General features: G+C 58.4%; 22 protein-coding genes. 15 read left to right on the plus strand and 7 right to left on the minus strand.

The window, feature by feature from the left end:
* Window positions 1-29 precede the first annotated feature (29 nt).
* From RSK20926_RS00300 to RSK20926_RS00325, 6 genes are all read left to right on the plus strand, one after another.
* Window positions 30-470, plus strand: coding sequence for a hypothetical protein (locus RSK20926_RS00300; RefSeq protein ID WP_037253158.1), 441 nt, complete (start codon window positions 30-32; stop codon window positions 468-470).
* Complete coding sequence (locus RSK20926_RS00305; RefSeq protein WP_008203615.1) at window positions 467-1,150, plus strand: MotA/TolQ/ExbB proton channel family protein; 684 nt, start codon at window positions 467-469, stop codon at window positions 1,148-1,150. Before RSK20926_RS00300 ends, RSK20926_RS00305 begins: the two co-directional genes overlap by 4 nt.
* Before the next feature lie 31 nt (window positions 1,151-1,181).
* On the plus strand, window positions 1,182-1,523 hold the full coding sequence (locus tag RSK20926_RS00310) for an ExbD/TolR family protein (protein ID WP_008203616.1): 342 nt from the start codon (window positions 1,182-1,184) through the stop codon (window positions 1,521-1,523).
* Window positions 1,523-1,912 carry an ExbD/TolR family protein gene (locus RSK20926_RS00315; RefSeq protein WP_037253403.1) on the plus strand — a complete coding sequence of 130 codons (390 nt, stop codon included), beginning with the start codon at window positions 1,523-1,525 and terminating at the stop codon, window positions 1,910-1,912. Before RSK20926_RS00310 ends, RSK20926_RS00315 begins: the two co-directional genes overlap by 1 nt.
* Entirely contained in the window at window positions 1,909-3,009 is a 1,101-nt protein-coding gene (locus RSK20926_RS21950; protein WP_008203618.1) for an energy transducer TonB, read from the plus strand. Before RSK20926_RS00315 ends, RSK20926_RS21950 begins: the two co-directional genes overlap by 4 nt.
* 121 nt (window positions 3,010-3,130) lie before the next feature.
* Window positions 3,131-4,234: a CaiB/BaiF CoA transferase family protein gene (locus tag RSK20926_RS00325; RefSeq protein ID WP_008203619.1), complete on the plus strand. Its 1,104-nt coding sequence runs from the start codon at window positions 3,131-3,133 to the stop codon at window positions 4,232-4,234.
* Here RSK20926_RS00325 and RSK20926_RS00330 read toward each other — a convergent pair.
* The gene (locus RSK20926_RS00330; protein WP_008203620.1) at window positions 4,227-5,042 is read right to left on the minus strand and encodes a helix-turn-helix domain-containing protein; all 816 of its coding nucleotides are present in this window, start codon (window positions 5,040-5,042) and stop codon (window positions 4,227-4,229) included. The two genes, RSK20926_RS00325 and RSK20926_RS00330, sit on opposite strands and share 8 nt — an antisense overlap.
* 146 nt (window positions 5,043-5,188) lie before the next feature.
* On the opposite strand from RSK20926_RS00330, the gene RSK20926_RS00335 reads away from it, so the two are divergent.
* Window positions 5,189-7,180, plus strand: coding sequence for a CocE/NonD family hydrolase (locus RSK20926_RS00335; RefSeq protein ID WP_008203621.1), 1,992 nt, complete (start codon window positions 5,189-5,191; stop codon window positions 7,178-7,180).
* A gap of 65 nt (window positions 7,181-7,245) precedes the next feature.
* Here RSK20926_RS00335 and nadC read toward each other — a convergent pair whose 3' ends face one another.
* From nadC to nadA, 3 genes are all read right to left on the minus strand, one after another.
* Entirely contained in the window at window positions 7,246-8,097 is an 852-nt protein-coding gene (nadC, locus tag RSK20926_RS00340; RefSeq protein ID WP_008203622.1) for a carboxylating nicotinate-nucleotide diphosphorylase, read from the minus strand.
* Window positions 8,094-9,704: an L-aspartate oxidase gene (locus RSK20926_RS00345; protein ID WP_008203623.1), complete on the minus strand. Its 1,611-nt coding sequence runs from the start codon at window positions 9,702-9,704 to the stop codon at window positions 8,094-8,096. The genes nadC and RSK20926_RS00345 overlap by 4 nt, the downstream gene beginning before the upstream one ends.
* Before the next feature lie 62 nt (window positions 9,705-9,766).
* Entirely contained in the window at window positions 9,767-10,819 is a 1,053-nt protein-coding gene (gene nadA / locus RSK20926_RS00350) for a quinolinate synthase NadA (RefSeq protein ID WP_008203624.1), read from the minus strand.
* Between the two features lie 420 nt (window positions 10,820-11,239).
* Here nadA and RSK20926_RS00355 point away from each other — a divergent pair, with 420 nt between their 5' ends.
* Genes RSK20926_RS00355 through RSK20926_RS00365 form a run of 3 tightly spaced genes read left to right on the plus strand, consistent with a single transcriptional unit; the run spans window position 11,240 to window position 13,460 of the window.
* Window positions 11,240-11,944 carry an ABC transporter permease gene (locus RSK20926_RS00355; protein ID WP_008203625.1) on the plus strand — a complete coding sequence of 235 codons (705 nt, stop codon included), beginning with the start codon at window positions 11,240-11,242 and terminating at the stop codon, window positions 11,942-11,944.
* Window positions 11,945-11,949: 5 nt separating this feature from the next.
* Complete coding sequence (locus RSK20926_RS00360; protein ID WP_008203627.1) at window positions 11,950-12,654, plus strand: ATP-binding cassette domain-containing protein; 705 nt, start codon at window positions 11,950-11,952, stop codon at window positions 12,652-12,654.
* Complete coding sequence (locus RSK20926_RS00365; protein WP_008203628.1) at window positions 12,651-13,460, plus strand: substrate-binding domain-containing protein; 810 nt, start codon at window positions 12,651-12,653, stop codon at window positions 13,458-13,460. Before RSK20926_RS00360 ends, RSK20926_RS00365 begins: the two co-directional genes overlap by 4 nt.
* A 109-nt stretch (window positions 13,461-13,569) precedes the next feature.
* Here the strand turns inward: RSK20926_RS00365 and phnF are convergent, their stop codons facing one another.
* Complete coding sequence (gene phnF, locus RSK20926_RS00370; RefSeq protein ID WP_008203629.1) at window positions 13,570-14,319, minus strand: phosphonate metabolism transcriptional regulator PhnF; 750 nt, start codon at window positions 14,317-14,319, stop codon at window positions 13,570-13,572.
* Window positions 14,320-14,426: 107 nt separating this feature from the next.
* Here phnF and phnG point away from each other — a divergent pair, with 107 nt between their 5' ends.
* The 3 genes from phnG to RSK20926_RS00385 are packed head-to-tail and all read left to right on the plus strand — an operon-like array spanning window position 14,427 to window position 16,583.
* Window positions 14,427-14,894 (plus strand): phosphonate C-P lyase system protein PhnG, encoded by a 468-nt coding sequence (phnG, locus tag RSK20926_RS00375; protein WP_008203630.1) that lies wholly within the window; start codon window positions 14,427-14,429, stop codon window positions 14,892-14,894.
* On the plus strand, window positions 14,894-15,478 hold the full coding sequence (gene phnH, locus RSK20926_RS00380) for a phosphonate C-P lyase system protein PhnH (RefSeq protein WP_008203631.1): 585 nt from the start codon (window positions 14,894-14,896) through the stop codon (window positions 15,476-15,478). Before phnG ends, phnH begins: the two co-directional genes overlap by 1 nt.
* Window positions 15,479-15,482: 4 nt before the next feature.
* The gene (locus RSK20926_RS00385; protein WP_008203632.1) at window positions 15,483-16,583 is read left to right on the plus strand and encodes a carbon-phosphorus lyase complex subunit PhnI; all 1,101 of its coding nucleotides are present in this window, start codon (window positions 15,483-15,485) and stop codon (window positions 16,581-16,583) included.
* A 95-nt stretch (window positions 16,584-16,678) separates the two neighbouring features.
* Here the strand turns inward: RSK20926_RS00385 and RSK20926_RS00390 are convergent, their stop codons facing one another.
* Together RSK20926_RS00390 and RSK20926_RS23095 are read right to left on the minus strand one after the other, a co-directional pair.
* Window positions 16,679-16,864, minus strand: a complete 186-nt coding sequence (locus RSK20926_RS00390; protein WP_008203633.1) for a hypothetical protein — start codon at window positions 16,862-16,864, stop codon at window positions 16,679-16,681.
* Complete coding sequence (locus RSK20926_RS23095) at window positions 16,865-17,113, minus strand: hypothetical protein (RefSeq protein ID WP_157133001.1); 249 nt, start codon at window positions 17,111-17,113, stop codon at window positions 16,865-16,867. It lies immediately after the preceding gene.
* A 31-nt stretch (window positions 17,114-17,144) separates the two neighbouring features.
* Between RSK20926_RS23095 and RSK20926_RS00395 the strand changes: the two genes are divergently transcribed.
* Both RSK20926_RS00395 and phnK read left to right on the plus strand, forming a co-directional pair.
* Window positions 17,145-18,011, plus strand: coding sequence for an alpha-D-ribose 1-methylphosphonate 5-phosphate C-P-lyase PhnJ (locus RSK20926_RS00395; RefSeq protein WP_037253163.1), 867 nt, complete (start codon window positions 17,145-17,147; stop codon window positions 18,009-18,011).
* A gap of 26 nt (window positions 18,012-18,037) precedes the next feature.
* Window positions 18,038-18,808 (plus strand): phosphonate C-P lyase system protein PhnK, encoded by a 771-nt coding sequence (gene phnK, locus RSK20926_RS00400; protein WP_008203638.1) that lies wholly within the window; start codon window positions 18,038-18,040, stop codon window positions 18,806-18,808.
* Window positions 18,809-18,814 lie beyond the last annotated feature (6 nt).

Here is an 18,814-nt window from a genome sequence, read left to right on the forward strand (position 1 = left end):
AAAGCACAAACAAATAGAGGAGACCTCATATGACTCTTTCCTCCAAACGTTCAGCCCCGTTTATCGCGATGGCTGTGGCTGGTTTGATAGGGCAGGCATCTGCTGAGACTAACCGAGAGCAAAAGCCTGGCCTCTCAATAGAACTCAGCACTGCTGAGGAGGCTCCTGATGCTTGCAGGCTATCCTTTGTGGTCAGTAATGCGCTTGGCACCTCCATTGAACAGGCGGTTTTTGAAACCGTCCTGTTTGATGCCAAGGGGCAGGTTTCACAGCTGACCTTGTTGGATTTTCAAGATCTTCCTGCCGGGCGCCTCCGTGTGCGGCAGTTTCAATTCCCGCAGCTCTGTAGTGATATCAGTCGTGTGCTGATCAATGGGGCTTCCACCTGTCAGGGAGAAGGCATCGCGCAAGGCGCCTGCTCTGACAACCTGCGTCTGCTGAGCCGTGAAAAAATGGAGCTGGCAGGATGAACCTTGTGTTGAATGCCTTGGAGCGGGTGCTGAACCTGGGTGGTCCGGTGGTCCTGCTGCTACTGGTGGTTTCCATTCTGACGACGAGCTTGGTGCTATACAAAATCTGGCAATACCAGGTGGCACGGGTGGGTAACCATAAGCAGTTGTCACAGGCCGTCGCCGCCTGGGATCGGGGCGACAGTCAGGGAGCTTTGGCTGCGGTTGCCCAAAGCCGGTCCTATCTAGTGCCAGTTCTGCACATGGCTTTGACTGCGCCACAGGACGAGAGGCTGGCCGCGCGTGCAGATGCAGAAGCAGAGGCGCGTTTTGCCCGATTGGAACGTGGGCTCGGGGCTTTGGATATGGTAGCGCAACTGGCGCCGCTGATGGGCCTCTTTGGTACAGTGATCGGCATGATCGAAGCCTTTCAAAAACTGCAATCCGCCGGTTCCTCCGTGGACCCATCGCTCCTGGCTGGGGGGATCTGGGTGGCGTTGCTGACAACGGCCGCAGGGCTGGCCGTAGCGATGCCCGCCGCCCTCGTCTTGGGCTGGCTGACAGCGCGCATGCAGCAAGAGCGGGTCTTTGCAAATCACGCACTTCGCGTTGCCTTTTCCCCGCAAAAGATGGTGCAGTCTGAGCGGGTGAATGACACAGACCATACCCAACCTGTCCAGGGCCTTTCTTATGCCGGTTAAGCTGCATGGACCAAGGCGTGGCCGCCTCTCTATGACATCTCTCATCGATGTGATTTTCCTACTTCTTTTGTTCTTTATGCTGACCTCGACTTTCTCGAAATACGGGGAGGTCGAGTTGATGGCCGCTGGCCAAGCCACAGCGGGGGAAGCCCCACAAAGATTGTTTGTCCAACTGGGTGCAGAGAGCGTTTCGCTAAATGGCCAGCCAGCGGATTTGCAAAGTCTGGCGGGGCTCCTACGCAGTCAGCCTGATGACGGGCGTGGGCATGTTGTCCTGATCAGCCCGGATGAGAGTGCCACATCACAGCACCTTGTCGATCTGCTGGCGGAGCTACGACAGGTTGAAGGATTGCAATGGGTGGTGCTGGGGTGATGCTGCTCAATCGAACCAGACCTACGCAGAAAGAACCAACGATTGCTCTTATCAATATCGTCTTTCTGATGTTGGTCTTTTTCATGATTGCAGGGACGCTGGCGGTCCCCCTCGATCAGGAGATCAAGTTGATTCAGACTGCGGATTTGGATGGTCGAGAGCCCCCCGATACTCTGGTCGTGCATGCGGATGGCAGATTGCAGCTGCGAGGGCAGCAGGTCGAAAGTGCTGAGGCCTATTTTGCAACCCTGCCAGAGGCAGCCAGGAGTGTGGTCAAATTGGTGCCGGACCGGGATCTTCCGGCGCGCCAGTTGATCGCGATTTCCAACAGTTTGCGAAAGTCCGGTGCCGGGCGGGTCCTTTTGGTTTCGGAGCGCGCCCTCCCATGAATAACCTCTCAGGTCAGGTATTGGCTGTCGCGCCAAATGTTGTGGGGGCGCCCATTGTTCCGGGTTCTGTGTTGGCTGCTGTTGGGGCATTTCTACTTGCGCTTCTTTTGCATGCAGGGCTTGCGCCCTTCAAACAAGAACTGGCCGTCGAAAACTCAGGTGGTGAAACTGAACTCGCCGCGAGAGGGAGCAGTTTTGCCAATCTGGCCGAAGGGGAAATGTCCCCTTTCCCCACGCAAGAGACTGTCCGGCCTAAGGTCCATCAGACAGCTTTGCCTGTTGCTCCAGAGACAGCCAATACGACCCTGATAGCGCCATCAAAGGCTCTTCTTGTCCGCGCTGAAGAGAGTTCGAAACAGGAGAATTTGGAACTGGTTCCTGGCGGCGTGCCACTACTGCCCGTAAGCGCGGAGGAGAGTGTTGTCGAGGGCGCGGGGGAAGTCGCCATACTTCCAGTTTCACAGAAGGTCCAACAAGAGCCAGTGTTAGAGAGATCTGCTACGATTGCGGCTGAAGACCGGGTAAGCGAGCAGGTATCAGTGCAACAAGAGTTGCAACAACCTGTGCCGGATCCAGCGGCGCAGGCCCCGAAGGTTGAACAATCTTTACGCCCACCGACCCGTCCAGAACCACAACCAACACGCCCGCAACAGGCAGAGCAGGCGCTTGCGGTGCAGCAGCCTCGTCCAAACCCCAAGCCCGAACTCTTGCCAAAACCTGTCACAAAGCCACGGGGCAACAGTGTCGTGAACACAAACCGAGGCGTGACAGAATCGAACCGCCAAGCCCAAGGTGGGCAGTCACAGCGTCAGAACGGACAAGCGAGGGTGCAGGGTAATGCTGCGGTTAGCAATTATCCTGGCAAAGTGATGCGTAAGATCCAGCGAGCCAAGCGGCCAGCATCGGTCAAGGGCGTCGCGGTCGTGAGTTTTTCCATTGGCCCTGGTGGATCCCTGGCTGGGGTTGGCATTGCGCGCAGCTCTGGCTCTGGGAAGCTGGATAGTATTGCTCTGGCGCAGGTGCGTCGTGCAGCGCCCTTCCCACCGCCACCCGCTGGTGCGCGTACCCGCTTTACCGTCCGGATCAAAGGCAATTAGGGCGCTGAGTGGATTGGCCGAGGTAATTTGATCAAATTCTTGCGTATCTCGTTCATGTTCGGCTAAGGAAGGGGTAGGATTGGATTGGGGAGTACGCCTCCCCCAATAGGAGCACTGCCCGATGACCCCGCTTTCCGGCCTGAAAGTTGTTGAACTTGCCCGTATTCTTGCAGGCCCCTGGATCGGCCAGTCGCTGGCGGATCTGGGTGCAGAGGTGACCAAGGTCGAAAGCCCGGAGGGAGATGATACCCGCCGCTGGGGCCCTCCCTTTATCGAGCGCGACGGTGACAAGACTGCTGCTTACTATTATTCGGCCAACCGGGGTAAAACCTGTGTCACTGCTGATTTCCGCACTCCAGAAGGGCGTGATACGGTGATTGAGCTGATCAAGGATGCAGACATCCTGATTGAAAATTTCAAGGTTGGGGGCCTCAGGAAATACGGGTTGGACTATGACAGCCTGGCGGAGGTGAACCCGCGTCTGATCTATTGTTCCGTTACCGGTTTCGGTCAGGATGGTCCCTATGCCAAACGGGCGGGCTACGATTTCCTGTTGCAGGGCATGTCTGGCCTCATGTCGATTACGGGTGATCCGGGTGGACAGCCGCAGAAGGTGGGTGTTGCCATTACCGATATTGTCACCGGGCTATATGGGACCATCGGCATTCTGGCCGCGGTTGAGCAGCGCCACAGCACCGGGCGCGGGCAGCACATCGATATGTCTTTGCTGGACTGTGCCACGGCGGTTCTGGCCAATCAGGCGATGAACTATCTCGCCACCGGAGACAGCCCCTCGCGGCTGGGCAATGAACATCCGAATATTGCGCCTTATCAGGTCATGGCGGTCAAGGACGGGCATGTCATTTTGGCCGTTGGCAACGATGGCCAGTTTCAGCGGCTCTGTGATGTGCTGGGGCTGGCTGGGGTCAAATCGGATGCGCGCTTTGCTTCCAACCAGCAGCGGGTCGAGAACCGCCAGGCTTTGACGGTGCTTCTGGAAGCGGTTGTTGGTGGTTGGCAGCAGGCGGATCTCTTGGCGGCATTGGAGGCCGCTACAGTGCCTGCGGGGCCGATCAATACTATCGGTCAGGCCTTTGCCGATCCGCAGATTCAACACCGAGACATGCAGATCAAGCCGGAGGGTATCCCAGGCGTACGCGGCCCCTGGAGGTTCTCAGACGCCGAACTGGCCTTGGAGAAGTCAGCGCCTACGCTTCCTAAATAGTGGCAGATCCAGCCTCTGCCGGGGATAGAGGCCTGTTGATGCAAAGCGGGTTTTCCTCTCCCAGAAGCCTGCGCACCTTTGGGTCGATGTTCCGGCTGTTTTCAGGATAGGCCCCAGTCATGTTCAGGGCATCACGGGCGCTTAGACGTTCGCTGATCCTCACCCAGACAGTACGGGTGGAAAAGGGTTGCTGATCAGGACGGGCGGAAATGCCTAGTGTCAGCCCCTGCAGATAGCTGGTCTGCTGCGCATGCTCCGGCATGAGCACCGTCTCAGAGAGAAAACCGTCTTCACGGCGAGCACTTTCATACATGCAGAGCCGATTATTGCGAAGGGCAGCCAGCCCTTGATAGCGGCTGCGTTGCCTGATGCTGCCATCGCTGCTGGAAGCCCTCTCGAAAGTATGGGTCAGGACAAGCCCGTCTTCAGCGCGCAGCTGAACCAGGCTGCGCAGGATCAGGCCGGGCCAGGTCGGCGTGCGGTAATAGGCATGATAATGGCCCAGAAACCGTCGCAGCGGGCGGGCCTGATTTTGAAACAGCCCCGAAAAATGGCCCAGAGCAGGCTTCTTTTCCAGGCCAGAGGAGCTAGGCTGCTGTTCTAGGAATTCAGCATGTGGCATCAGCAGGTTGTCTTCGGGGATGGCAAAATACTTGGCTATACGGCGCAGGATCTGGGCGGCGGGCCTGCCCCCATTCAAATATCTATTGAATTGCTGACGGTTGATGCCCAGCCCGCGGCAGGTTTCGGCGATGGAACCGTGTTCTGCACAGAGCCAACGCAAATTGCGCGGGAAGTCACTTTCCAAAGGCTTTCCTTTCCTGAATCGCTCTCTAACTGCTAACAAATGCGAAATTGTGCTTGCAACTGCGAAGTTTCCCCTGGCTGTTTTCAAAGCGAAGCTCGAGCGGCTAGAACGCACCAAATCAAACCTCGAACCAGTAGAAGGCCCCCATGCCGCAAACCTTTCAAACCATTGACCATACTTGGATTCCTCTCCCGGATGGGCGGCGTCTGGCCGCGCGCATGTGGCTGCCGGAGGTGGATCACGCAGGGCCTGCAATCCTGGAATACCTTCCCTACCGCAAAGGCGATGGCACCGCTCCGAGGGATGAGACCACGCATCGGGTTTTCGCCGCGGAAGGCTATGCCTGCATTCGCGTCGATATTGCCGGAACCGGTGACAGCGAAGGGCTGTTTGATGACGAGTATTCAGAACAAGAGCTGAGCGATGGTGAAGCGGTTTTGGCCTGGATTGCCGCGCAGGATTGGTGTGATGGCAATATTGGCATGATCGGAATTTCATGGGGCGGTTTCAACGGGTTGCAACTGGCCTACCGGCAGCCGCCCGCACTGAAGGCGGTGGTCTCGGTAGCCTCAACCACGGATCGCTATGCGGATGACATTCACTACATGGGCGGTTGCCTGCTGAGCGATAATGCCAACTGGGGCAGCCAGATGTTTGCCTATCAGTCGCGCCCTTCAGATCCGGAAAACCGGCCGGACTGGCGGGAGGATTGGATACGGCGTCTGGAAGAAATGCCCTTTATGGCTGCCGATTGGCTGCGTCACCAAGCCCGGGTTGGGCAGTGGAAACATGGCTCTGTCTGCGAAGACTTCTCGCGCATAGAGGCTCCGGTTCTGGCCATTACCGGTTGGGCCGATGCCTACGTGAATGCGCCCCCTCGGCTGGCTGCCAATATGACTGCCCCTGCCAAAGCCTTGATCGGCCCCTGGGAGCATCGCTACGCCCATATTGCCAAGCTTGACCCAGCGGATTTCCATGGTGAGGTGCTGGCCTGGTTCGGCAAATGGCTAAGGGGTGAAGAAACAGGCGTCGAGGCGCTGCCGGACTACCGCACCTATATGCAGGAGCATTTTGACCCCACGATGCAGAACAAACCGCGCCGGGGGCGCTGGATCGCAGAACAGGATTGGCCATCGCCAAATCTGCGCGAACGCGTTGTGCATTTGGGGGCAGGGACCCTAGAGCAAGATCCTGTAGAGGGAACGCAGACCGTCAGCAATCCCGCCACGCTGGGTCAGGCAGGGGGTTATTTCTGCCCTGGCATGCGTTATGATAATGAACTGGCCGGGGATCAGGCCGACGATGATGCGCTCTCTCTTTGCTTCGATACAGGGGCATTGCCAGAGCCATTGGAGCTGTTGGGGCGGCCACGCCTGAGGGTGGCCTTTACGGTGAACAAACCTGTGGCGCAGCTGGTGGCGCGTCTTTGCGATGTGGCGCCGGATGGGGTCTCGCAGCGGATTACTTTCCGTCCTTTGAACCTGAACCATTACCAAAGCCATGAGGCGCCGGAGCTGCTGGAGCCGGGTAAACGCTATGAGGCCGAGATCGAGCTGAACGAATGTGCGCATCATCTGCGGGCAGGGCATCGTTTGCGTCTGGCGCTCTCGACCTCTTACTGGCCCATTGTCTGGCCCGCGCCCGAAGCGGCAGAGGTGACACTGCATTTGCAAGGTTGCCAATTGATCTTGCCAGAACGCAAGGTCAGCGCAGAAGCGGAAATAGAGCCGCAAAACCCGGGTGCTCCACGCAAATACCCACAGTTGCAAAGCGAAGAGCTGCGCCCCGCGGGCGGGCGTTCCGAAACCTATGAGCGTGAAGACGGTACTCTGGTGCTGGATACCTTTGACGACTACGGAAAGGCAGTTGACCCCTATCATGGGATGACCGTGGGCAGCCATGTGACCATGCACTATGCCATTCATCCTGATGATCCGGCCTCGGCTGTTTTTGCCAGCGACTGGAAATTCACCTTCCAGCGCGGGGACTGGCAGGTTGAGGTCGATACCGAAAACAAGATGACCTGCGACCGGGAGAACTTTTACCTCTGGCGGCGCCTCACAGCACGCGAAGGGGAGGTGGGGACTGAGGTTCTGACCAGGGAATGGCAGGAGGAGATCCCGCGCGGCTGCCTTTAACCAGGGCCCAGGATGCACAGAAGTGATGCCGGGCGGCTGCGTCCGGCATCACCTTTTGATCTATCCTAGAAGTCCAAGCCCAGATCCAAGGTCTTAGCGGAATGGGTCAAAGCACCGGATGAGATATAGTCAACGCCCGTAGCGGCGACTTCGGCGATGCGCTCCAGCTTCATATTGCCAGAGGCTTCGGTCACTAGCCGACCCTTGGCCATATTCACCGCCTGCAATAGCTCATCTGTGGTCATGTTGTCCAAAAGCACAACATCCGCGCCGCCAACCTGCAGAATCTCTTCGAGCTGCGCCAAGGTATCGACTTCGATTTCGACTTTCATCATATGGCTGACGCTGGATTTGGCGGCCTCGAGCACCTGAGGGATGCCGCCTGCTGCTGCGATGTGATTGTCCTTGATCAGGATCGCATCAGAGAGGCCAAAACGGTGGTTCGAGCCGCCGCCGTGGATTACCGCTTGTTTCTCCACCATCCGCAGGCCCGGCGTGGTCTTGCGGGTGCAGGTGATCCGGGTCTTGGTGCCCTTGGTTTCGGCTACGAACCCGGCGGTCAGGCTGGCAATGCCCGACAGGCGTCCGGCAAAGTTCAGCGCCACACGTTCGCCAGACAGGATCGCAGCAGCAGAGCCCTCAATGCTCATCAGCGTATCCCCGGCTCCACAGGCGCTGCCATCTTCGCGCAGGACCTCAACCTTCAGGTTGGGGTCCACCAGATGAAAGGCGATGCGCGCAATCTGCATGCCCGAGATCACCCCAGCCTCCCGTGCATTCAGCGTTGCGCTGTAGCGGGCGGCAGGCGGGATCACGGCGCGGGTGGTAATGTCGCCATTCTGGCCCAGGTCCTCATGCAGAGCAGCACGTACCAGAGGTTCCAGCAGCAGGTCGGGCAGGGGGGCAGAGAGGATCATGTGGTTTCCTTCTGGGCCCTGTTCCGGGCCTCTTCAGTGACTTGTGTTCTGAGGGTCAGAGCCTCAGCCAGGGTAATGCGGCTGCGCTGCGCCTGTGCGGGGTCTGCCTGCGGGAAATCATCCCGAAAATGCCCGCCCCGGCTCTCGCGCCGCATCAGGGCGGCTGCGGCGATCAGGGTTGCGGTGGCGCACATGTTGCAGAAACCCTCGTCTTCTGCCTGCACCTGCTCCAATTCCGCCAGTATTGTCAGGGCCTGCCGCAATCCAGCTTCGTCGCGCCGCACTCCAACATAGTCTGTCATGCATTGGCGCAGCCTGCTGACGGCCTCCGGGTTCATCGCGGCGACGCCTGGGCCGAAGGCTGGCTCGACTTCTGGCGTCTCAGCGGTCGGAGCAGGGAGACTTGCAGCAATGTCCTGCGCCGCGCGCCGCGCGTAGACCAGGGCTTCGAGCAGGCCGTTGGAGGCCAGTCTATTGGCCCCATGAAGCCCGGTAGAGGCGGCCTCACCGCTGACCCAAAGATGCCCCAGACTGGCCCGACCGTTCTGATCGGTGGCAATGCCTCCCATATGGTAGTGAGCGGCTACTGCGACGGGCACTGGCTGGGTGAGCGGGTCGATGCCTGCGCGCTTACAGGTCTCTGCGAGCGCCGGAAAGCGGGTCAGGACTTCGGATCCCAAGGCGCTTCGGGTGTCCAGCATGGGTCGCCGCCCGGCTTGGGCTTCGGCAAAGATAGCGCGAGCGACGATGTCGCGCGGAGCCAGTTCCGCATCAGTGTGCTGATCCAGCATGAAACGGATACCATCCGCGTTAATCAGCGTGGCGCCTTCGCCGCGTAGGGCCTCTGTGGCCAGAGGGGCGGGATCCTCGCCGCAATCGACTGCGGTGGGGTGAAACTGCACAAACTCAGGGTCCGCAATCACAGCGCCTGCACGCGCGGCCAAACCAATCACCTGCCCGCGAACGCGGGGAGGATTGGTAGTATGGGCAAATAACCCGCCAGAGCCACCCCCTGCGAGCAGCACACCTGGGCAGCGGATCAGCATCGGAGCAGAATATGGTCCGGAGAGTCTGATCCATACGCCGGTGGTGCGTTGCCCTTGAGTTTCCAGGCGCAGGGCCTCGGTGCCCTCCAGGATTTGGATGGATGGGGTTTCCCGGACAATGGCAATCAGCGTTTCCATGATCTGATGCCCGGCCTGATCCCCTTTGACCCGCACCACGCGTGCCGCAGAATGGGCCGCCTCGCGGTTCATCAGGAAATTGCCCTGGGCATCCCTGTCAAAGGGCGCACCAAGCGCGCTGAGATCAAGAATATGCTCGTGTGCCAGCCGGGTAACCATGGCAGCTACTTCCGGATCCACGGTGCCTGCACCGGCATCCTCAGTGTCACGGGCGTGGGCTTCGGGACTGTCGCTTTTGGCCATGGCGGCGGCGACACCGCCCTGTGCCCAGGCTGAACTTGCGCCTTGGCCAAGTTCTTCCGGGGAGATCATTAGGACCGGGCGCGGCGCCAGTTCTAATGCTGCATAGAGAGCTGCAAGGCCGGCGCCGACGATCACGATACGGTCGGTCCCGATACGATCTGTTTCAAGGGCTTGGGGCAATTCGATGCCTCCGGGACATAGTCTCAAATCCTGGCTTAGACCGATCCCGGCCCTGGCTCTCCTCAGATACCCAGTTTCTGCGAAAGATCAATCATGCGCTGGACGGCGATCCGGGCCTTGTCAGCTACCGCCGGATCTACTTCGACCGGTTCGCTCATGGTGTGCAGCGACCAGAGGATTTTCTCCAGCGTGATCATCTTCATGTAGGGGCACATGTTGCAAGGACCGACGAAGTCAACCTCAGGCAGGCTGTCAGCGATGTTCGAAGCCATCGAACATTCGGTGATCAGCAGGGCCTTTTCCGGTTTCTCATCGGTGACATATTTGATGATACCGCTGGTGGAGCCGGAGTAATCCGCCTCGGCCACCACATCGGGTGGGCATTCCGGGTGGGCGATCAGGCGGGTGCCGGGGTTCCATTCGCGGAAATCACGCAGATCTTTGGCGCTGTATTGCTCATGCACGATGCAGGAGCCTTCCCACCAGACGACATTCTTATGCGGGACTTCCTTGGCGACATTTTGTGCCAGATACTGGTCCGGCGTCATGATCACAGTATCGCTTTCCATCGCGCCCACGATCTGCGCCGCATTGGAAGAAGTACAGCAGATGTCGGATGCCGCCTTTACCTCAGCCGTGGTGTTAACATAGGTGACCACCGGCGCGCCGGGGTAGCGGCGGCGCATTTCTTCGACACCCTCGGCGGTGATCGATTCTGCAAGCGAACAACCTGCTTCCATATCCGGGATCAGCACGGTTTTTTCCGGGCTCAGGATTTTGGAGGTTTCGGCCATGAAATGTACACCGCATTGTACGATGACATCGGCCTCGACTTTGGTTGCCTCAATCGCCAGCTGCAAGCTGTCGCCAACCACATCGGAAACACCGTGATAGATTTCAGGCGTCATGTAGTTATGCGCCAAGATCACCGCGTTGCGCTCTTTCTTGAGCTTCTGGATCGCGGCGACATAGGGCGCATGCATGGCCCAGTCCATCGGAGAGACAACCCGATCCATACGGGCGAAGGTTTCAGCCATCTCCTGCGCCAGGTCAGGGTTAGGCGCCAGGTCATAGGTATTGGCAAGCTGATCACGCATCGTCTGCAGATCGAACATGGCTTATCCTCGAAGTTGTTTTCAGGATGAAACTTTGAGACGGGCTTGTTTCATGTTCAAATCTCGCACGCAAGCAAAAGGGCCGGTTTTAGAGGAGGGATGTGCGAATTTGGCGCTCTGGCGCGGGAGACAAGCGCTTTTTCTAGGCCCGATATCGATATAGGCGGTAAAAACACTGTTTCAAGGTCGCTTCTGAGGATTGCCCTGTCCGTTTTGCAGGCGGATTTTGGAGGGGTGCGCGCTAGGAACGGGCTCTGTTCTGACCTTTTGTCGAGGAAAGGGCATTCATGAGCTGGTCAATTTGACCGAATCTAACCCTGTGCCAAGATTCCCACTGTTGTTGGACAGAGGCCTGTGGTTTTGACGATTTGGAAGAGAACTGGCAGCGAAAGCTGCCGCTAGGGGAGCAAAGCGCAGAGCATGTCTGATCTCTTGGAGGGTATGGTCCAGGCCTTTTGGCTCTTGGTGACCCTGGACAGTGATCTGGTGGAGATTACACTGCGTTCATTGCAGGTGACTCTGACCGCATTGATCATTGCCTCGGTCATTGCCTTGCCTATGGCGGCACTGTTGTCAGTGCGCCGGTTCCGGATGCGTCGTGCCACGATTGCGGTGCTCAACGCTCTGATGGGGCTGCCGCCGGTTGTTGTTGGGCTGATCGTATATGTCTTCCTGTCGCGTTCTGGCCCCTTTGGGGTCTTTGGATTGTTGTTCACGCCTACGGCGATGATCATCGCCCAGGTGATCATTATCGTTCCGCTGATTGCCTCCATTGCGCATCAGTCGCTGCGCGAACTCTGGAGCGACTATCACGATCTGCTAATCTCGATGAATGCCACTCAGGTGCAGCGTATCCAGGCGCTTCTGTGGGATGGGCGCCGCGCCCTGCTGACCGCTGCGCTGGCAGGCTTTGGCCGCGCGATTGGTGAGGTTGGCGCCATCATGGTGGTGGGCGGAAACATTGATCATGCCACCCGAGTACTGACCACGGCCATCGCCTTGGAAACAGGCAAAGGCGATTTTGCAATGGCGCTGGGCCTTGGCTTTGTGCTGATTGCGCTGGCCATTGCGGTGAACCTCGCCATCCACTGGCTGGGTCACACAGAGCGGGAGGGCCGCTGGTGAGAGAGATGTTCCCTCTGGTGGCGAAGGACGCCTTGGTGCGCCGCAATGGTAGGGTGCTGGTTGGGCCGATTGACCTGCAGCTCGAAGGCAAGGGCACCACGATCGTCATTGGGCCAAACGGCGCTGGCAAGACAACATTGCTGAAGATGTTGCATGGCATCATGCGGATGAATGGTGGTTCCTTGGATTGGGGCTGTGCGCGCGAAGAAGCGCAGCGCCGCCAAGCCTTTGTCTTCCAGTCCCCCGTGATGATGCGTCGTTCTGTGGTGGACAATATCGCCTATCCGCTGCAGCTGGCCGGCACTGCGCGCAAAGACGCGCGCGCGCAGGCCGCGGATTGGGCCGCCCGGATCAGCCTGGGCGATGCGCTGGACCGTCCGGCAACACGGCTGTCCGGAGGCGAGCGGCAGAAACTGGCACTGGCGCGGGCCCTTATCCGCAAGCCAGACGTTCTGTTCCTGGATGAACCCTGCGCCTCGCTTGATGGGCGGGCCACTCGCGAGATCGAAGACATCCTGAAACAGGCAGCCGCCGAGGGCACACGCCTAATCATGTCGACCCACAACATGGGGCAGGCGCAGCGCCTGGCGGATGAGGTGCTCTTTGTTCTGCATGGGCGCATCCATGAGTTCAGTCCCGCTGCCGCGTTTTTTGCCGGGCCACAAACCTCGCAGGCTCAGGCCTTTTTGAACGGAGATATTGTCGAATGAAACAGTTGTTGCTTGGCGCATTTGTTGGCCTCGCCCTGAGTGGTGCGGCCTGGGCAGAAGAGATGAAATTGGCGGTGACCACCTCGTTTCACAACTCCGGCCTGGCAGAGATTCTGCTGCCAGAAATCCAGACGGATCTTGGACTGGAGGTTCAGCTTCTTGTGGTTGGAACGGGCCAAGCGATCCGCTTGGGTGAGGCTGGCGATGTCGACGCGATTCTGGTGCATTCCAAAAAGGCCGAAGCGGCCTTTCTTGCGGGCGACTACGGCACCCACCGGCGTGAAATCATGTACAATGACTTTGTTTTCATTGGCCCAACCGGCGACGCGGCGGGCATCAATTCCTCTGCCAGTGCCGCCGAAGCCCTGCAGCGCGTAGCCACCGCAGAGCAACCCTTTGTGAGCCGTGGCGATGACAGTGGTACCCACAAGAAAGAGCTGAGCCTCTGGCGTGCCTCGGATCTAGACCCAGAGCAATTTAGTGGTTGGTATCGCGCAGTTGGCGCCGGAATGGGGGCAGCGTTGAATACTGCAGCAGGGATGGAAGCCTATATCATGGCCGATCGCGCAAGCTGGCTGAACTTTGGCAACAAGGGGGAGCTTAGCTTGCTCTATGCCGGGGATCCGGTGCTGTTCAATCAATATGCCTATTTGCCGGTGAACCCTGACAAGCACCCGCATGTGCGCCATGAACTCGCGTTGGCGCTCGAAGAGTGGTTGGTGTCCGACAAGGCAAAGAGTCTGATCGACGGATATCAGATCAATGGGGAAACACTCTTTGTTTTTAATGCAAAGGCCGTGAACTAGAGGCTTTCGCCGTCGCAATGTCTTGCGGCGGCACTCTTCCTGTTTGCTCTCAGGAGCGTGGGACGGAAGGGGTTGGAATACCAGCCTGCCACAGCGGGCGATCGAAGTGCTAGATGTCCTGTGCACCCAGGGTCAGAGTAACCCGATCTCCAGCAAACCAAGTCTTCCCGAATTCGATAGGTTTGCCGTCAACAGTTCCGTTGACGCCAGTGGAGCGCAGGATTGGTGCGCCTTCCGAAATCTGTAGGTGAAGCGCCTGGGTCGCAGTCGCCAGTTTGGCTGTGAGGCGGGTCTCCTGGCGGGTGTAATCGGCTACACCGCAGGCCGCCAATGCGGCAGTCACTGATTGTCTTTCCTCCAATGCGTGGAGCAGCCCAGGCAGAGGGCCGGCCGGGAAAATACTCTGGAAAACAGCAATTGGGTGCTCATCCGCCAAAGAGAGCCCGTCGTAGACATGGACAGGATCACCTGCGGCAATTTGTAAGGCTTCTGCCTCAGTGGCAGAAGCTGCGCGGGTTTCCAGCATCAGGATGCGTTTGGCTGGCACCTGACCGCCACGAGAAATGTTCTGGTGAAAACGAACGCGCTTCCCGATGGGATACTCCGTTGGCCGTGCCGCCACAAAAACCCCGGATCCGCGCCTTGCATGAACCAGGCCCTGCTCTGCCATCTCTGCCAGCGCGCGCCTAACCGTATGGCGGTTAACGCCAAACCGAGCGGAAAGCTTAGCCTCTGATGGCAGCTTACTGCCCTGCTCATAGCACCCCTGTGCAATGTCATCGGTCAGTGAAATCGCGATGGATTTCCAGACCGCTGTTTTGGCTCTGGCCAGATCGGGAGTTTGCTCTGTTTCGGTCATGTCATGAAAAATTCACAAGGTTTCTGTTGCGCAATCACAGGCAAGTTTTCTAATATTTGTCTAGTTGTATAGGCCAAGTAGACAGCTTGGCCAAGAGGTTTTGGGACATGAAAACAGAAAACGCCACAAATGAACCCGCCCTGGGGGCGCGAAAAGCCTGGATGGGGCTTTTGGCCCGCTCAGAAGAAACGCGTCTTGCGGGGCTATGGGCAGCTTTTGATCGTGACCCAGCCTTTGAATGGCTGCGCGCGCCGCAGTTTGGTGGCGTCATGGTACGTGGCCGAATGGGCAGCACAGGTGCGCCCTTCAATTTGGGTGAGATGACCGTAACACGCTGTGCGCTGGCGCTGCAGGACGGCACTGTCGGGCATGGCTATGTACAGGGGCGCAGCACGCAAAAGGCTGAGATCGCGGCGAAGATCGATGCGCTGATGCAAACGCCGGTGGCCTCTGCTCTGAAAGAGGCCGTTCTGCGCCCGCTGGAAGCGGAACAAAAATCACTCAAGGAACACCGAGCCGCCAAAGCGGCTGCAACCAAGGTTGAGTTTTTCACCATGGTGCGGGGAGAGGACTGATGCAGAAAACGATCGAACAGAGCAGTTTTTCAGGTGGTTTTTCCGAACCGGCCTTTGATGCAGCCTATGGTTTTCGTGCTGCCATGCGCGCCATGGCTCGCCCTGGAGAGCGTCAGGAAATTGGTGGAGCGGTTCCGCCTGCCGGAGTGTCCGATGCGGCCGGTAGTCTGCTCCTGACGTTGTGTGATCCTGAAACAGCCATCTATCTGACGTCTGAGTTTGATACGCCCGCGCTAAGAGAGTGGATTGCCTTTCATACCGGGGCGCCGGTGGTTGCTCCGGAGAGGGCCGATTTCGCTTTGGGTGGCTGGGAGGCCATTGCACCACTTGAGCGTTTTCGGATGGGCACCGCAGAATATCCAGACCGCTCCTGCACACTGATTGTAGAAATGCCCTTTGGTGAAGCGCCCAATGCCACCCTGCGGGGACCAGGGATCAAAGACAGCCGGGACGTCTTTCTGCCAGCGGTAGCTCCATTTCAAAAGAACGCTTTAAGTTACCCGCAGGGGCTGGATTTCTTCTTCACCTCAGGGTCAGAGCTGATGGCCCTGCCGCGCTCTACCTCTATCACGGCAAAGGGATAATCAGATGTATGTTGCTGTAAAAGGGGGCGAGCGCGCCATCGACAACGCCCATGCCTGGCTCGCAGAAGAACGCCGGGGTGATACGTCGGTTGCGGAACTCTCCATTGCGCAAATTCGTGAGCAAATGAGCCTGGCGGTGAACCGGGTCATGGCGGAGGGCTCACTCTATGATCCGGATCTGGCGGCGCTGGCGATCAAGCAGTCGCGCGGTGATTTGATCGAAGCGATCTTTCTCATTAGAGCCTATCGCACAACCCTGCCGCGCTTTGGCTATAGCGAACCCGTTGATACAGGAGCGATGGCCTGTGATCGCCGGATCTCGGCCACTTTCAAGGATGCGCCCGGTGGGCAGGTGCTGGGACCAACCTTTGACTACACGCATCGTCTTTTGGATTTCAAACTGGCGGCGGATGGCGAAGTGGCAGAGGCCCCGACAGCGGAGCCGAGGACCGAGGAAACGCCCCATATTTTGGAGTTCCTGCAAGGTGAAAACATCATCGAACAGGAACCGGAACTGGACGACGAACCGGGGGATTTGACACGCGAGCCAATCTCTTTTCCTGCCGGGCGCGCGGTGCGGCTGCAATCGCTGTCACGCGGTGACGAGGGCTTTATCCTCGGCATGGCTTATTCAACCCAGCGCGGCTATGCCCGCAACCATGCCTTTGTGGGCGAGCTGCGCATCGGCAAGGTGCCTGTCGAGATGGAAATCCCCGAGCTGGGCTTTGCCATTGAGATCGGCGAGGTGGAGCTGACCGAATGTGAAACTGTGAACCAGTTCAAGGGCTCCAAGACGGTGCCGCCGCAGTTTACCCGTGGCTATGGGCTGGTCTTTGGCCAGTCAGAACGCAAAAGCATCGCCATGGCGCTGGTGGACCGCGCCCTGCGCTGGGAAGAATTGGGCGAGGATAATCTTGGTGCTGCGGCCCAGGATGAGGAATTTGTCCTCAGTCATTCCGACAATATCCAGGCGACGGGTTTTCTCGAGCATATCAAACTGCCGCATTACGTCGATTTCCAGTCCGAGTTGGAGCTGGTGCGCAAGTTGCGCCGCGAAGCGCAGGAGCTAGCCGAGGACATGGCCGCGCGGGAGGCTGCGGAATGAGGTGCCGAAACAAGAGGGCGCAGCCTGCCGGGGGGCAGGCAGGCGCAGCCCGGGCTGCAAGCATCCCGGGTGAGAAAGGTCAAAGCCACTCCGCTTCAGTCGCCACTGCTGCCATCGCCATCAATCAAGGTATCATCAATCCCATGAGTGAAACCCGATCGGCTGCGCGTCTTTTTGTGGGCCTTGGGGCGGTAGAACAGCCCAACCAGGATCACCGCCACCACCAGAAACACAATGGCAATGCCCAGGACCGTACCCAGCAATTCGTCAGAATGGCTCACTTAGTCCCCTCCACCGCCATCTCCACCGCCACCGTCTCCTCCATCTCCAGACCCATCAGAGTACCACTCTCCCCCGGGTTCTTCCGGATGGGTGTCCGAACGACGTTCTTCTCCACTGTGGTCGATCCAAACCCAGGCGCCCGTGTGGTCTTGATAGAGCGATTCTTTCCTTCTGCGGGTGCGGCGAATGTCCCAAACAATGAAGGCCACAACCAAGATTACAAGCGCGCCAAGAAAGAAAAAAGCCAAACTGAAACCTCGTCAGAAAATGGAGAAAACCATGTCTGACTATAATTTTGCATACCTTGATGAACAAACCAAGCGGATGATCCGTCGGGCTATTTTGAAGGGCCTGGCTATCCCCGGTTATCAAGTTCCCTTTGCCAGCCGTGAAATGCCGATGCCCTATGGTTGGGGCACCGGCGGTGTGCAGGTGTCTGCAGCGACATTGACACCGGATGACACGCTCAAAGTGATCGATCAGGGCGCCGATGACACCACCAATGCGGTTTCGATCCGTAAATTCTTTGAAAGAACAGCAGGTGTCGAGACAACCGAGGTAACCGCCAAGGCCAGCGTTATTCAGACCCGCCACCGTATACCTGAGGCGGCACTCAATGAGGATCAGATCCTAGTCTATCAGGTGCCAATTCCAGAACCGCTGCGTTTTCTGGAGCCGCGCGAGACCGAGACGCGCAAGATGCATGCGCTTGAGGAATATGGCCTCATGCATGTGAAGCTTTACGAGGATATCAGCCAACATGGCGATATCGCCACCTCGTATGCCTATCCGGTCAAGGTGGAAGACCGCTATGTCATGGACCCTTCGCCGATCCCGAAATTCGACAATCCCAAATTGGAGATGGCTGCGATCCAGCTCTTTGGTGCAGGCCGTGAACAGCGGATTTATGCGCTGCCGCCCTACACCAAGGTGGTGAGCCTTGATTTCGAGGATTTTCCCTTTGTCGCGAGTAAGGCGGATCATCCCTGTGATCTCTGCGCAGCGGAGGACAGCTATCTGGATGAGGTGATCCTCGATGATGCGGGCAACCGAATGTTTGTCTGTTCGGACACGGATTATTGCCGCAGCCGCCGTGCCGAGGGGCATGTCGGGCGTCTGGGAGAGCAGGAAGGGGCGGCTGCGTGATGAGTATTTCAGCAGGAGGCCAGGAGATGACACCGCTGTTGCAGGTGAACAGGCTGACAAAAATGTACGGGCCCCGGATCGGCTGCAAGGATGTGAGCTTTGACCTCTATCCCGGAGAGGTCATGGGCATTGTAGGCGAAAGTGGGTCGGGCAAGTCGACGTTGCTCAATGCTATGGCGGGTCACCATGCCCCCGACAGGGGTGAGGTGATTTTTGACACCCGCACTGAGGGGCCAAGGGACACCCTGAAAATGTCCGAGCCCGAACGGCGGATGCTGGGGCGCACCGACTGGGCCTTTGTGCATCAACATGCCCGTGACGGGCTGCGCATGTCGGTCTCGGCCGGGGGCAATATCGGTGAGCGGCTGATGGCCGTTGGTGATCGTCACTATGGTGAAATCCGCGCTCAGGCTGCTGATTGGCTGGGCCGGGTGGAGATTGCTGAGACGCGTATCGACGACCGCCCCAGCGCTTTTTCTGGTGGAATGCAGCAGCGGCTGCAGATTGCCCGCAATCTGGTCACCGCTCCGCGTCTGGTTTTTATGGATGAACCTACCGGGGGGCTGGATGTTTCCGTTCAGGCACGCCTGCTGGATCTGTTGCGCGGTCTGGTGCGCGAAATGGGCCTCAGCGCCATCATCGTGACCCATGATCTGGCCGTCGTGCGGCTGCTCGCCGATCGGCTGATGGTGATGAAGGACGGTCATGTGGTGGAAAGCGGTCTCACCGATCAGGTGCTGGATGACCCACAACATGCCTATACCCAGCTTTTGGTTTCTAGCGTGCTGCAGGTGTGAAGGATG

The organism is Roseobacter sp. SK209-2-6 (assembly GCF_000169455.1).
Taxonomy (GTDB): Bacteria; Pseudomonadota; Alphaproteobacteria; order Rhodobacterales; family Rhodobacteraceae; genus Pseudophaeobacter.

Bases quoted from the DNA above. Each gene is read 5' to 3' on its own strand.
- RSK20926_RS00325 (WP_008203619.1), top strand. From the start codon at position 3,131: ATGACCCCGCTTTCCGGCCTGAAAGTTGTTGAACTTGCCCGTATTCTT.
- phnF (WP_008203629.1), bottom strand. From the start codon at position 14,319: ATGACCGAAACAGAGCAAACTCCCGATCTGGCCAGAGCCAAAACAGCG.
- RSK20926_RS21950 (WP_008203618.1), top strand. From the start codon at position 1,909: ATGAATAACCTCTCAGGTCAGGTATTGGCTGTCGCGCCAAATGTTGTG.
- RSK20926_RS00310 (WP_008203616.1), top strand. From the start codon at position 1,182: ATGACATCTCTCATCGATGTGATTTTCCTACTTCTTTTGTTCTTTATG.
- RSK20926_RS00305 (WP_008203615.1), top strand. From the start codon at position 467: ATGAACCTTGTGTTGAATGCCTTGGAGCGGGTGCTGAACCTGGGTGGT.
- phnG (WP_008203630.1), top strand. From the start codon at position 14,427: ATGAAAACAGAAAACGCCACAAATGAACCCGCCCTGGGGGCGCGAAAA.
- RSK20926_RS00365 (WP_008203628.1), top strand. From the start codon at position 12,651: ATGAAACAGTTGTTGCTTGGCGCATTTGTTGGCCTCGCCCTGAGTGGT.
- RSK20926_RS00315 (WP_037253403.1), top strand. From the start codon at position 1,523: ATGCTGCTCAATCGAACCAGACCTACGCAGAAAGAACCAACGATTGCT.
- RSK20926_RS00355 (WP_008203625.1), top strand. From the start codon at position 11,240: ATGTCTGATCTCTTGGAGGGTATGGTCCAGGCCTTTTGGCTCTTGGTG.
- RSK20926_RS00395 (WP_037253163.1), top strand. From the start codon at position 17,145: ATGTCTGACTATAATTTTGCATACCTTGATGAACAAACCAAGCGGATG.
- phnH (WP_008203631.1), top strand. From the start codon at position 14,894: ATGCAGAAAACGATCGAACAGAGCAGTTTTTCAGGTGGTTTTTCCGAA.
- phnK (WP_008203638.1), top strand. From the start codon at position 18,038: ATGACACCGCTGTTGCAGGTGAACAGGCTGACAAAAATGTACGGGCCC.
- RSK20926_RS00385 (WP_008203632.1), top strand. From the start codon at position 15,483: ATGTATGTTGCTGTAAAAGGGGGCGAGCGCGCCATCGACAACGCCCAT.
- RSK20926_RS00360 (WP_008203627.1), top strand. From the start codon at position 11,950: ATGTTCCCTCTGGTGGCGAAGGACGCCTTGGTGCGCCGCAATGGTAGG.
- nadC (WP_008203622.1), bottom strand. From the start codon at position 8,097: ATGATCCTCTCTGCCCCCCTGCCCGACCTGCTGCTGGAACCTCTGGTA.
- RSK20926_RS00335 (WP_008203621.1), top strand. From the start codon at position 5,189: ATGCCGCAAACCTTTCAAACCATTGACCATACTTGGATTCCTCTCCCG.
- nadA (WP_008203624.1), bottom strand. From the start codon at position 10,819: ATGTTCGATCTGCAGACGATGCGTGATCAGCTTGCCAATACCTATGAC.
- RSK20926_RS00300 (WP_037253158.1), top strand. From the start codon at position 30: ATGACTCTTTCCTCCAAACGTTCAGCCCCGTTTATCGCGATGGCTGTG.